The sequence below is a fragment of the Vibrio jasicida CAIM 1864 = LMG 25398 genome (assembly GCF_000400365.1).
Classification (GTDB): Bacteria; Pseudomonadota; Gammaproteobacteria; order Enterobacterales; family Vibrionaceae; genus Vibrio; species Vibrio jasicida.
In genome coordinates this window covers 38,558-51,321 of sequence record NZ_BAOG01000062.1, presented here as the reverse complement: position 1 = coordinate 51,321, position 12,764 = coordinate 38,558, and the positions used below count along the sequence as shown (strand labels likewise).

Below are 12,764 nucleotides of genomic sequence, written 5' to 3'. Positions count from 1 at the left end.
GTGCGGTCGGAGAGACTTGAACTCTCACACCTTGCGGCGCCAGAACCTAAATCTGGTGCGTCTACCAATTCCGCCACGACCGCATCTTGAAATCTATTAACCATTAGTTAATTGGTAAAAACTAATCGTTATAATTTTTCTTTCATTAAGAAAGAATGGTGGCTACGACGGGATTCGAACCTGTGACCCCATCATTATGAGTGATGTGCTCTAACCAGCTGAGCTACGTAGCCATCTTTTTGAGCGAGACAATATAAACCTTCACGCTCTAAGTGACAACCCTTTTTCTTAAAGGAATCCCACTTTGGAATAATGGCAGGTCTACCTGGATTCGAACCAGGGAATGGCGGCATCAAAAGCCGCTGCCTTACCGCTTGGCGATAGACCTGCAGGCAGTAGTATTTCTACCACTTAATACATGGTGCGGTCGGAGAGACTTGAACTCTCACACCTTACGGCGCCAGAACCTAAATCTGGTGCGTCTACCAATTCCGCCACGACCGCATCTATTCCTAACAATTCTAATAAAAGAACGTTTAGGAATGGTGGCTACGACGGGATTCGAACCTGTGACCCCATCATTATGAGTGATGTGCTCTAACCAGCTGAGCTACGTAGCCAATACCATGTTTTCCGTTCTCGCCGCTAAGTTGCCTTGTTGTCGGGAACGGCGCGCATTATGCGAAGTTGAGTGAGATCCGTCAACAGTTTTTTTCAATAAATCCCGCAAAATCCATCGTTCGCTTCCTTTTTAAACAAAGAGGCGTGTTTATGATCTAAAACTGGAAATAAATTGGCTTGGAGCGAGGGAGTTTATTTTGTGTTGTTTATGAAAGGTATAAAAAAAGCCAGCATGCTAGCTGGCTTTTTTTGTAAATGAAGTGTTTAAAATTCATTTACTTAGTTATACATTGAAGCGGAAGTGTACAACATCACCATCTTTAACGATGTATTCTTTACCTTCTAGACGCCATTTACCCGCGTCTTTCGCACCGCTTTCACCGTTGAATTGGATGAAATCATCGTAGCCGACAACTTCTGCACGGATGAAGCCTTTTTCAAAGTCAGTGTGGATTTTACCAGCTGCTTTAGGTGCGCTTGCACCAACAGGGATTGTCCAAGCACGAACTTCTTTCACGCCGGCGGTGAAGTAAGTGTGTAGGTTAAGCAGTTCGTAACCTGCACGAATTACACGGTTTAGACCAGGTTCTTCGATGCCGAGATCTGCAAGGAACTCTTCACGCTCGTCGTCTTCTAGCTCAGCCATTTCTGATTCGATAGCCGCACATACTGGAACAACTACGTTGTTTTCTTTTTCCGCGTACTCACGTACAGCGTCTAGGTATGCGTTATCTTCAAAACCGTCTTCGTTCACGTTAGCGATGTACATAGTCGGTTTTAGCGTCAGGAAGTTTAGGTAACCTACTGCTGCTAGCTCTTCTTTAGAAAGCTCAACAGTACGTGCCATGCCGCCTTCTGTCAGAACTGGAAGTAGCTTCTCTAGCACAGTCAGTTCGAATTTCGCGTCTTTATCGCCGCCTTTTGCTTTTTTAGCATTACGCTGAATTGCGCGCTCACAAGCATCAAGGTCAGCCATTGCTAGCTCAAGGTTGATAACTTCAATATCTTCGATTGGAGATACTTTACCAGCAACGTGAACGATGTTGTCGTTTTCAAAACAACGTACAACGTGACCAATCGCGTCAGTTTCACGGATGTTCGCTAGGAATTTGTTACCTAGACCTTCACCGCGTGATGCACCAGCAACGAGACCAGCGATGTCTACGAATTCCATTGTAGTAGGCAGAACTTTCTGTGGGTTAACGATCTTCGCTAGTGCGTCTAGACGTAGATCTGGCACAGGAACCACACCAGTGTTTGGTTCAATGGTACAGAACGGGAAGTTTGCTGCTTCAATACCCGCTTTAGTTAGTGCGTTAAACAGAGTTGATTTACCAACGTTAGGTAGACCAACGATGCCACATTTAAAACCCATGATAGTAACCTTATTCAGCTTTGAACGTGTGGAGGCGATTTTGCGCTTTTGATAGGCCATCCTTTATTAGGATGTCTAGACAGCGAACCGACTCGTCGGCTGCGGCGTCTAGTAGCTCTTGCTCTTTCGCTGGAGCTTTGCCTAGTACAAAACCTGCCACTTTATCTTTGTGTCCCGGATGGCCGATGCCGATACGAAGACGATAAAAATCTTTGTTATTGCCCATTTTGCTAATCGTATCACGTAGGCCATTATGACCTCCGTGACCACCACCTTTCTTAAACTTAGCGACACCTGGAGGTAAGTCTAGCTCGTCATGAGCAACCATGATCTCTTCTGGTTTAATTTGATAAAACTTCGCTAATGCCGCGATCGCTTTACCAGAAAGATTCATAAACGTGGTGGGGATGAGCAAACGGAGATCCTGGCCATTGACCATAATGCGTCCGGTTAGGCCAAAGAACTTTGGTTCGTTCTTCAGGGTAACGTTGTGAACGCGAGCTAATTCTTCTACAACCCAAGCGCCCGCATTGTGGCGAGTTTTGGCGTATTCTGGTCCCGGATTAGCAAGACCAACAAGAAGTTTGATTGGTTGAGTCAAGGTTAGGATCTCTCTGGAATCTCAAAAAGCGCAGTATGATAGCACAGAATTCTCACAGTGGGCGACCAAGGGATTTTCTGCCTATCGATACAAATAAAAAAACACCCCAAAGAGGGGTGCTTTTAAAATCAGTCTAACTGAAATGTTCGTATTAGTTGAACATTGCAGAGATTGACTCTTCGTTGCTGATACGACGAATCGCTTCAGCTAGCATGCGAGATAGGCTTAGTGTGGTCACTTTGCCAGTTGCAGCCATCTCTTTAGATAGAGAGATAGAGTCAGTTACGATAACTTGGTCAAGAACAGAGTTCTTGATGTTGTCTGCAGCGTTGCCAGAGAAAACAGCGTGAGTTGCGTAAGCGAATACACGCTTAGCACCGCGCTCTTTTAGCGCTTCAGCTGCTTTACATAGTGTGCCACCTGTATCGATCATGTCATCAACGATCACACAGTCACGACCTTCAACGTCACCGATTAGGTTCATTACTTCAGAAACGTTTGCACGTGGACGACGCTTGTCAACGATAGCGATGTCGATGTCGCCTAGTGCTTTCGCTGTTGCACGAGCACGAACTACGCCACCTAGGTCAGGAGAAACCACTACTGGGTTTTCTAGACCACGAGATTGCATATCTTCTAGCAGTACAGGCGTACCGAAGATGTTATCAACAGGTACATCGAAGAAGCCTTGGATTTGCTCAGCGTGTAGGTCGATAGTCAGAACGCGGTCAACACCAACGTTAGATAGGAAATCAGCAACAACTTTTGCAGTAATTGGCACACGAGAAGAACGTACACGACGATCTTGGCGAGCGTAGCCGAAGTAAGGAATAACTGCAGTGATACGGCCTGCTGAAGCACGGCGCATTGCATCAATCATAACAACCAATTCCATTAGGTTGTCGTTAGTCGGTGCACAAGTGGATTGAATGATAAAAACATCGCTACCACGAACATTCTCGTTGATTTGAACTGCAACTTCGCCATCAGAAAAGCGAGAAACAGATGCATCACCTAGAGAGATGTAAAGACGATCAGCAATACGTTGGGCTAGTTCAGGTGTTGCGTTACCAGCAAATAGCTTCATATCAGGCACGGTGGAAACCTCGGGTTTGCGTCCAGTTTTAAATAGGTCGGTGTTGGGCTGATTGGTATTCAGCCAAAGTCTCTTTTAGTGGCGAGATATTGCGCCCTTGAGCGACAAATGCCGAGACATTATCAGAGAGTTGTGCAAGGATAGCTTTTGCTTCCGCTTTGCTTGAAAATTCAGCAAAAACGCAAGATCCTGTCCCCGTCAATCTTGACGGCGCGTATTGTAGCAGCCATGAAAGTTGCTTATCAACCTCTGGGTAGAGCATTCGTACAATTTTTTCGCAATCGTTTACGCTTGGCGTGTTTAAAAGCGTTTCTAAATCGCGTTTTGGCGTGTTTCGAGTCAAATCCGGATGAGTGAATATGTCGACGGTTGCAATGGAAACATTTGGACGAACGACCAAATACCATTTCTCATCTGGATGAGCTGGCGAAAGTTTCTCGCCAACACCTTCTGCAAACGCGGCAAAGCCACGCACAAAAACGGGTACATCAGCACCAAGCGCAAGGCCGATTTCGGCTAATTCATCATCACTTAAGTGGGTTTGCCATAGGTAATTAAGCGCAACTAAGGCCGTTGCCGCATTAGATGAACCTCCGCCAATACCACCGCCCATAGGTAAGATCTTATGAAGATCGATATGTGCACCGTATGAGCAATTAGCGTAGCGTTGCAATGCTGTGGCGGCTTTCCAGATCAAGTTGTCTTTTAGAGGAACACCTTCAATTTCAGGTGAAATTGTGATCTCGCCAGAGCCATTCGCTTGGATGCTAAGTTCATCGCCGTGATCGACGAATTGGAATAAGGTTTGTAATTCGTGGTAGCCGTTTTCAGTTCGGCCATTGATATAAAGAAAGAGATTCAATTTCGCTGGTGAAGGCCAGCGGGTTGAAAATTCGATCATTGGGTGATGTTCCATTTTGTGATCACTAAATTAATTTTTACGTCTGCGGTACTTAGCTTGAGTTTGTTCGGTAATGGCAACGCTTGTTCGTGCCAAGCCACATCCCCATACCGTTGGTAGGCAATGTTCCAATCGTTCATACCAATCTGTTTGTCCAGCGCTTGCAAGGTATTGGTCGCTGAGAGTTGGAAGGAGTCTGCATCCGTTGGAAGGCCAAGTAGCCAATCTGGCATGTGATCAACAGGCATCATTAAGCCCGTTAATCGGTAAATCAATTGATTGGCATTACGCGCAGAAAGTACTTGGTCGTCATAGGTTTCTACAGTCGCACCTTGTGGTGTAATCGTGAGTTTTAATGCGGTTTGACCAAGTAGAGTAGTTAAGCGCAATTGGCTTAAGGTGGAAGAGTGTTTCCAGAAAAAATTCAGACTTTGCCTTTGGTCGGGGCCAATGTAGCCAAGCTTGCCCGTGGCTTGAAAGTTATCAATGGTTTCTAGTCGCTGTTCATGTGCTTGCCACTCAACACTGGTGACACTCTCAGGAACAGAACTACAACCTGCAAGTACTATGCTCGATAAGAGCAAGATGAGAAAGGAGCGTAAGGTCATGTTTGATGGCTTATTAATCAGTTTCATCGGTAATCGCTCACAACTATAGCACTGAAAACAGAGACGAAGGAAAACAAATCCTGCTTACCCTTTCAATAAATGCGTGCTTACAGTAAAATTCTGAACCTATTTTATAACCGATCTCAGAGATACCACGTTAGATGTCCTTGCTTGCTATTGGAATCAATCACAATACAGCGTCTGTTGACTTGCGAGAGAAAGTGGCGTTCGGACCCGATAAACTGGGCCCAGCACTTGAGCAACTCAGAGACCATGAAGCCGTTAATGGCAGTGTGATTGTTTCAACCTGTAACCGTACCGAAGTGTACTGCGACGTAAAGCAAGGAGCGCGAAATAAGCTTATCGACTGGTTAGCCCAGTTCCATCAAGTTAATCAAGAAGACTTGATGCCGAGCCTTTATGTCCATGAAGAGCAAGCGGCGATTAAGCACTTGATGCGTGTTTCTTGCGGCCTTGATTCACTGGTACTTGGTGAGCCTCAGATTTTGGGTCAGGTAAAACAAGCGTTTTCCGATTCCCGAGATCATCAGGCGGTGGATACGTCGATTGATAAGTTGTTCCAAAAAACTTTTTCTGTCGCAAAACGTGTTCGAACTGAAACTGATATTGGTGGTAATGCGGTGTCAGTGGCTTACGCTGCTTGTACACTGGCAAAACACATCTTCGAATCACTTTCTGATTCTACGGTGTTGTTGGTGGGCGCAGGCGAAACCATCGAACTGGTGGCGAAGCACTTAGCCTCCAATGGCTGCAAGAAAATGATTGTGGCTAACCGAACCAAAGAGCGTGCATTGTTATTGGCAGAGCAATTTGGTGCTGAGGTGATCAGCCTGAATGAAATTCCTGACCATCTACCAAGAGCGGATATCGTAATTAGCTCAACAGCGAGTCCGTTACCTATCATCGGTAAAGGCATGGTGGAAACGGCATTGAAAAAACGTCGTCACCAGCCAATCTTGCTTGTAGATATCGCCGTGCCACGAGATGTGGAGGCGCAAGTCGGTGAATTGAGCGATGCTTACTTGTATTCGGTGGATGACTTACAGTCGATCATCGATAACAACATTGAGCAACGTAAAGTCGAAGCGATTCAAGCGGAAGCGATTGTTAGCGAAGAAAGTGCAGCATTCATGACGTGGATGCGCTCGCTGCAAGCGGTCGACAGTATTCGTGATTATCGTAAATCGGCGAACGAAATTCGTGAAGAATTATTGAGTAAGAGCCTACAATCATTGGCAACGGGCGCAGATCCTGAAAAGGTCCTGCGTGAGCTTAGTAATAAACTCACCAACAAACTGATTCACGCTCCTACTCGTGCATTGCAAAGTGCGGCCGAGCAGGGCGAACCAGCAAAATTAACGGTTATCCGCCAGACCCTTGGTTTGGATGATCTGTAACTCACGCTTTTTATTAAGAAAACGACACTATGAAAGCCTCTATTCTGACTAAGCTAGAAACGCTAGTAGAACGTTACGAAGAAGTACAACATCTTCTTGGTGATCCTGATGTAATTGGTGATCAGGACAAATTCCGTGCTCTATCAAAAGAGTACTCGCAGCTAGAAGAAGTAACTCAGTGCTTCCAAGCGTATCAGCAGGCAAAAGAAGATCTAGAAGCCGCTGAAGAGATGGCGAACGAAGACGACGAAGAAATGCGTGAAATGGCGCAAGAAGAGATCAAAGAAGCAAAAGAGGCGATTGAGCGTCTTACTGACGAGCTTCAAATCTTATTGCTACCAAAAGATCCAAACGACGAGCGTAACTGTTTCTTAGAAATCCGTGCGGGCGCAGGTGGTGACGAAGCGGGTATCTTCGCAGGTAACTTGTTCCGCATGTATTCTAAGTTCGCTGAGAAGAAAGGATGGCGCGTTGAAGTGATGAGCAGCAATGACTCAGAACAAGGCGGCTACAAAGAGATGATCGCGAAAGTGAGCGGCGATGGCGTTTACGGTGTGCTTAAGTTTGAATCAGGTGGTCACCGTGTACAACGTGTACCTGAGACTGAATCTCAAGGTCGTGTTCACACTTCAGCGTGTACCGTGGCAGTGATGCCTGAGATCCCAGAAGCGGACTTACCAGAAATCAAAGCAGCCGATCTGAAGATTGATACATTCCGTGCATCTGGCGCGGGTGGTCAGCACGTCAACACCACGGATTCTGCAATCCGTATTACCCACTTACCAACAGGTACAGTAGTAGAGTGTCAAGACGAGCGTTCACAGCATAAGAACAAAGCGAAAGCGATGGCAGTACTTGCTGCTCGTATCGTTCAAGCGGAAGAAGAGCGTCGTGCTGCAGAAGTCTCTGATACACGTCGTAACCTACTAGGTTCTGGTGATCGTAGTGACCGTATCCGTACTTACAACTACCCGCAAGGTCGTGTATCTGACCACCGCATTAACCTAACTATCTACCGTTTGAACGAAGTGATGGAAGGTGACCTGCAAAGCTTGATTGAACCAGTGGTTCAAGAGCACCAAGCAGACCAACTTGCGGCGCTAGCTGAGAACAACTAATCGATGAGCCAAGTTCAATCGATTGAGCAAGCACTGAAAAGTGCAACGGCAATTCTGACAGAAGGCGGCAAAGAGTCGCCTTCTCTCGATGCGGCTGTCCTCCTTTGTCACGTCCTAGGCAAACCAAGAAGCTACCTGCTCACTTGGCCAGAAAGAGCATTAGAAGCGGAACAACAAGCTCAGTTTGAGATGTTGTTAGAAAGACGCATCGCAGGTGAACCAGTGGCTTACATCATTGGTGAACGTGAGTTCTGGTCTTTGCCGTTAAAAGTCTCCCCTTCTACCTTAATTCCAAGACCAGATACCGAACGTTTGGTTGAAGTCGCACTAGATAAAACCTTTGATCAGACCGGGCCGATTCTTGACCTTGGTACAGGCACAGGAGCGATTGCCTTAGCTTTAGCGTCTGAAATGCCAGCGCGTCAAGTGATGGGCGTGGATTTAAAACAAGAAGCAAAAGAGCTCGCAGAGTACAACGCGGCGCAACTAAACATTAAAAATGTGACGTTTGACCAAGGTAGCTGGTTTGAACCTATTGCCAGCGGAACAAAGTTTGCTTTAATTGTCTCCAATCCACCATATATCGACGAAAAAGACCCACACCTATCTCAAGGTGATGTGCGTTTTGAGCCAAAATCTGCGCTTGTTGCAGACGAGAATGGCTTAGCGGACATTCGATATATCTCCGATCTTGCTCGTCAATATTTGCAAGAGGGTGGATGGCTTGCTTTCGAGCATGGTTACGATCAAGGTGATGCAGTACGCGAAATCCTGACGAACTTTGGTTTCGAGCAAGTGATGACAGAAAAAGATTACGGCGGTAACGACCGAGTGACGCTTGGTTGCTTTAAGCCAAAATAATAACGAGCAAGTCAGCAGTAAACTTATAAAAGAGAAGAGAAATGTACGTAGCTCTAAAACACATTCACTTGGTGACGATCGCGCTGAGTGCAACACTATTGTCTATCCGATTTGCGTTGTTGATGATGAATTCTCCGAAACTCAACAATCGCTTTCTGAAAATTTTCCCGCATATTGTTGATACCGCGCTACTGCTATCTGGTATCGGTCTGATCATGGTGACCGGCTTTATTCCATTTACGGATGCCGCGCCTTGGTTAACCAACAAGATCACTTGTGTGTTGGCGTACATTGCTCTTGGTTTCTTTGCGATGAAGATGGCGAAGAACAAGTTGCTGAGAATCTTTGCTTTCTTCGGTGCTTTAGGCTGGTTGGTTATGGCCGCGAATATTGCCGTTTCTAAAAATCCAAACCTATTTGGGTAATCTTCATGCTTGAACTTTTTGACGAAGATTTTGACAACATCCCGTTGGTGGAAGGCGCCTTAGAGCTGAACCATTCCATTAACCCAGAAACCAATGTTCATTGGGCAAAACAAGAATTAGAGCGTCTGTACAAAGAAGCAGAAGCGACACTTGTTCATGAAACCGATGAAGAGCAACGCTTTGACTCATTCTTGCGCCTATTCTTCCATGAATGGGGATTTAAAGGGGATGAGCAAGAGTATTTTATCTCTGACAACAGCTTTATTGATAAGGTGCTAGAGCGTAAGAAAGGCATTCCAGTTAGCCTTGGTGCTATTTTGCTTTATCTTGGCAATCGTCTTGGTTTCCCGATGAAAGGGGTGACATTCCCAACTCAGTTCTTGATTAAGCTGGATTGGATGCACAAAACACCAGATTACATTAATCCGTTTAACGGTGAATACGTTGGCGAGAAAATTCTTCAAGCATGGTTGATTGGTCAAGAAGGTCCACTTGCGACGCTTAAACCTGAACATTTTGAAGAAGCCGATAACCCGACTGTCATTGGCCGTTGGTTAGCTTTGATTAAAAGTGCGATGCTGCGTGAAGAGCGCTACACACTGGCACTGCGTTGTACCAATCTTGCGTTGACGTTTGTACCTGATGACCCATATGAAATTCGTGACCGTGGCTTTATCTTCCAGCAGTTAGAGTGTCTTCAGGTTGCCGCTTCCGATTTTGAGTACTTTATTGACCAATGCCCAGACGATCCGGCATCAGAGCTACTAAAATCACAAGTTAATGCGATGAACGAAAAGCACGTCACGCTTCACTAATTTTATCAATAGGCCGAAAGGCATATTGAGGACAGACAAAAGAGAATCAAAATGGAACAGAAAATCGTTAATATTGGTGACATTCAGGTTGCTAACGACAAGCCATTCACACTGTTTGCTGGTATGAACGTTCTTGAGTCTCGTGATCTTGCTATGCAGATCTGTGAGCACTATGTAAAAGTAACCGACAAGCTTGGCATTCCTTACGTATTTAAGGCATCGTTCGACAAAGCAAACCGCAGCTCTGTCCATTCATACCGTGGCCCTGGTCTAGAAGAAGGTATGAAGATCTTCCAAGAACTGAAAGACACGTTTGGCGTAAAGATCATTACTGATGTTCATACTGAAGCACAAGCTCAACCAGTGGCAGACGTGGTTGACGTTATTCAGCTTCCTGCATTTCTAGCTCGTCAAACTGACCTTGTTGAAGCAATGGCGAAAACAGGCGCAGTGATCAACGTGAAGAAACCTCAGTTCATGAGTCCAGGCCAAGTGGGTAACATTGTTGAGAAGTTCGCAGAATGTGGTAACGAAAACATCATCCTATGTGAGCGTGGCTCTTGTATGGGCTACGACAACCTAGTTGTAGACATGCTTGGTTTTGGTGTCATGAAGAACGCATCAAAAGGCAGCCCAATCATTTTTGACGTAACGCACTCATTACAAATGCGTGATCCATCGGGCGCGGCATCTGGTGGTCGTCGCGAGCAGACGGTTGAACTGGCAAAAGCGGGCTTAGCAACAGGCATTGCGGGTCTGTTCATCGAAGCGCACCCGACTCCAGACCAAGCTCGCTGTGATGGACCATCTGCATTGCCTCTAGACAAACTAGAGCCGTTCCTAGCGCAAATGAAATCGCTAGACGATCTAATCAAGAGCTTTGCAGACATCGATATCAAATAATCGATCGTTGTGAATGTTTGAATGAAATGGTCAGCCCGCGTGCTGGCCATTTTTGTATCGACACATTGATTCTGCCTCACTATCCTTTTCTCGCTTCCTTACCCCACCTTGATTATGTCTATAATCTGTTTAAATTTGCGGCTATTCAGTTCGCATAAGTAAAGTGCGTCGCAGAAACATGAAATCAATATGTTAGTGTTTTACACTATATCAAGTTTTTGCGTCTCAATAAGTAAGAGTTGAGTTAGTTCTTCTCATTGAGCGTGCAATGCAGTGGACTCCAGACGATAAAAAGGTAAAACAATGAAGCAACGCCTGATTGTAAAAACCGCTTTAAGCGCCGCTATTCTGGCTACTTTAGCCGGATGTGCAACGCAACCAGCACACGAATGGAATGAAGATACAACGTACAAATTGACCGTACTGCACACCAACGATCATCATGGTCGTTTCTGGCAGAATAAATACGGCGAGTACGGCATGGCTGCGCGTAAAACGCTGATTGATGAACTGCGCGCAGAGATTCAAGCGGAAGGGGGCAGTGTGCTACTCCTATCAGGTGGCGACATCAACACAGGTGTACCTGAGTCTGACTTGCAAGATGCAGAGCCTGACTTTAAAGGCATGAGCAAAATTGGTTACGATGCGATGGCGCTAGGTAACCACGAGTTCGACAACCCACTCGAAGTGCTATTCAAACAGCAAGAGTGGGCAAACTTTCCGATGCTGTCTGCCAACATTTACGACAAAGAAACTGGCAAGCGCTTGTTCCAACCTTATGCCATGTTCAACAAGCAAGGCATCAAGATCGCTGTTATTGGTTTAACCACTGAAGACACGGCGAAGCTAGGTAACCCTGAATTTATTGGCGAGGTTGATTTCCGTGACCCGAAAGAAGAAGCGAAGAAGGTCATCGCTGAGCTAAAAGAAACTGAGAAGCCAGACCTTATTTTTGCAGTGACACACATGGGCCATTACGAAAATGGCAACCGTGGTGTGAATGCTCCCGGTGATGTGGCATTGGCTCGCTACCTAAATGAAGGTGACTTGGACATGATAGTGGGTGGTCACTCTCAAGAGCCTGTTTGTATGGAAGGTCCGAACGTCATCAAAAAGAACTTCATGCCAGGTGATGAATGTAAACCTGATGTGCAAAATGGGACTTACATTGTGCAAGCGTATGAATGGGGTAAGTTTGTTGGCCGCGCGGATTACGAATTCCGTAATGGTGAGCTTTCTATGGTGAGCTACGATCTGATTCCGGTTAACTTGAAGAAGAAAATCAAAGTGAATGGCGAATCACAACGTGTGCTGATTCAAGATGAGATAAACCAAGATGAGGCCATGCTTGAGTTTCTACGCCCTTATCAAGAGCAGGGGCACGACAAGCTCAATGTGAAGATTGCAGAATCGAATGGGAAACTTGAAGGCGACCGTAACGTGGTTCGTTATCAGCAAACCAATCTTGGCCGTTTAATCGCAACCGCGCACATGGAGCGAGCGAAAGCAGACTTTGCTGTCATGAACTCAGGTGGCGTGCGTGACTCCATTGAAGCCGGTGATATTACCTACAAAGACGTACTAACGGTACAACCGTTTGGCAACATGGTTTCTTACGTCGATATGTCGGGTAAAGAAGTCTTAGATTACTTAAATGTAGTCGCAACTAAGCCCGTAGATTCAGGTGCTTATGCTCAGTTTGCGGGCATTTCTATGACTGTGGAAAATGGCAAGGTTTCGAACGTATTCATTGGTGAAAAGCAGTTACGCCTCGATGGCCAATACCGCTTTACCGTACCGAGCTACAATGCGTCAGGCGGTGATGGGTACCCGAAAGTAAATACGCATTCAGGCTACGTCAATACAGGGTTTACAGATGCAGAAGTGTTGAAAGAGTTCTTACAAACGCACAGTCCGATTGACGTAAATGAGTATGCCCCTTCTGGTGATATTGTTTACAAGTAAAAAGCGATTGACTCAAACTCGCGGATACCATTAACTTAAAGCGCTGCTACCGATAAC

At 45.8% G+C, this 12,764-nt stretch carries 12 protein-coding genes and 5 tRNA genes; 7 read left to right on the top strand and 10 right to left on the bottom strand.

What is annotated here, in order from left to right:
• Position 1 precedes the first annotated feature (1 nt).
• The 10 genes from VJL_RS17430 to lolB all read right to left on the bottom strand — a co-directional run bounded on the left by VJL_RS17430 (position 2) and on the right by lolB (position 5,229).
• Positions 2-83: transfer RNA gene (locus VJL_RS17430), tRNA-Leu, on the bottom strand.
• A 73-nt stretch (positions 84-156) separates the two neighbouring features.
• Positions 157-233: transfer RNA gene (locus tag VJL_RS17425), tRNA-Met, on the bottom strand.
• Between the two features lie 80 nt (positions 234-313).
• Positions 314-388, bottom strand: a tRNA-Gln gene (locus tag VJL_RS17420).
• 31 nt (positions 389-419) lie between these two features.
• Positions 420-504, bottom strand: a tRNA-Leu gene (locus VJL_RS17415).
• A gap of 39 nt (positions 505-543) precedes the next feature.
• Positions 544-620 (bottom strand) — tRNA-Met (locus VJL_RS17410).
• A 284-nt stretch (positions 621-904) separates the two neighbouring features.
• A complete protein-coding gene (gene ychF, locus VJL_RS17405; protein WP_038872793.1) occupies positions 905-1,996 on the bottom strand; it encodes a redox-regulated ATPase YchF in 1,092 nt (363 codons plus the stop codon).
• Between the two features lie 10 nt (positions 1,997-2,006).
• Positions 2,007-2,597 (bottom strand): aminoacyl-tRNA hydrolase, encoded by a 591-nt coding sequence (pth, locus tag VJL_RS17400; protein WP_038872796.1) that lies wholly within the window; start codon positions 2,595-2,597, stop codon positions 2,007-2,009.
• 151 nt (positions 2,598-2,748) lie between these two features.
• Positions 2,749-3,693: a ribose-phosphate pyrophosphokinase gene (locus VJL_RS17395; RefSeq protein ID WP_010446481.1), complete on the bottom strand. Its 945-nt coding sequence runs from the start codon at positions 3,691-3,693 to the stop codon at positions 2,749-2,751.
• Positions 3,694-3,721: 28 nt separating this feature from the next.
• Complete coding sequence (gene ispE, locus VJL_RS17390) at positions 3,722-4,594, bottom strand: 4-(cytidine 5'-diphospho)-2-C-methyl-D-erythritol kinase (RefSeq protein ID WP_038879813.1); 873 nt, start codon at positions 4,592-4,594, stop codon at positions 3,722-3,724.
• Positions 4,591-5,229, bottom strand: coding sequence for a lipoprotein insertase outer membrane protein LolB (gene lolB / locus VJL_RS17385; RefSeq protein WP_080774326.1), 639 nt, complete (start codon positions 5,227-5,229; stop codon positions 4,591-4,593). The genes ispE and lolB overlap by 4 nt, the downstream gene beginning before the upstream one ends.
• Before the next feature lie 134 nt (positions 5,230-5,363).
• On the opposite strand from lolB, the gene hemA reads away from it, so the two are divergent.
• The 7 genes from hemA (at position 5,364) to ushA (ending at position 12,707) form a co-directional block, all read left to right on the top strand.
• Entirely contained in the window at positions 5,364-6,620 is a 1,257-nt protein-coding gene (gene hemA / locus VJL_RS17380; protein WP_038872799.1) for a glutamyl-tRNA reductase, read from the top strand.
• Between the two features lie 29 nt (positions 6,621-6,649).
• Positions 6,650-7,738 (top strand): peptide chain release factor 1, encoded by a 1,089-nt coding sequence (gene prfA / locus VJL_RS17375; protein ID WP_038872803.1) that lies wholly within the window; start codon positions 6,650-6,652, stop codon positions 7,736-7,738.
• A 3-nt stretch (positions 7,739-7,741) separates the two neighbouring features.
• On the top strand, positions 7,742-8,599 hold the full coding sequence (gene prmC, locus VJL_RS17370; RefSeq protein WP_038872804.1) for a peptide chain release factor N(5)-glutamine methyltransferase: 858 nt from the start codon (positions 7,742-7,744) through the stop codon (positions 8,597-8,599).
• 41 nt (positions 8,600-8,640) lie between these two features.
• On the top strand, positions 8,641-9,024 hold the full coding sequence (locus VJL_RS17365) for a SirB2 family protein (RefSeq protein WP_038872806.1): 384 nt from the start codon (positions 8,641-8,643) through the stop codon (positions 9,022-9,024).
• 5 nt (positions 9,025-9,029) lie between these two features.
• Entirely contained in the window at positions 9,030-9,839 is an 810-nt protein-coding gene (locus tag VJL_RS17360; RefSeq protein ID WP_038872810.1) for a SirB1 family protein, read from the top strand.
• A gap of 51 nt (positions 9,840-9,890) precedes the next feature.
• Entirely contained in the window at positions 9,891-10,742 is an 852-nt protein-coding gene (gene kdsA, locus VJL_RS17355; protein WP_038872813.1) for a 3-deoxy-8-phosphooctulonate synthase, read from the top strand.
• Positions 10,743-11,045: 303 nt separating this feature from the next.
• Positions 11,046-12,707, top strand: a complete 1,662-nt coding sequence (gene ushA / locus VJL_RS17350) for a bifunctional UDP-sugar hydrolase/5'-nucleotidase UshA (RefSeq protein ID WP_038879811.1) — start codon at positions 11,046-11,048, stop codon at positions 12,705-12,707.
• Positions 12,708-12,764 lie beyond the last annotated feature (57 nt).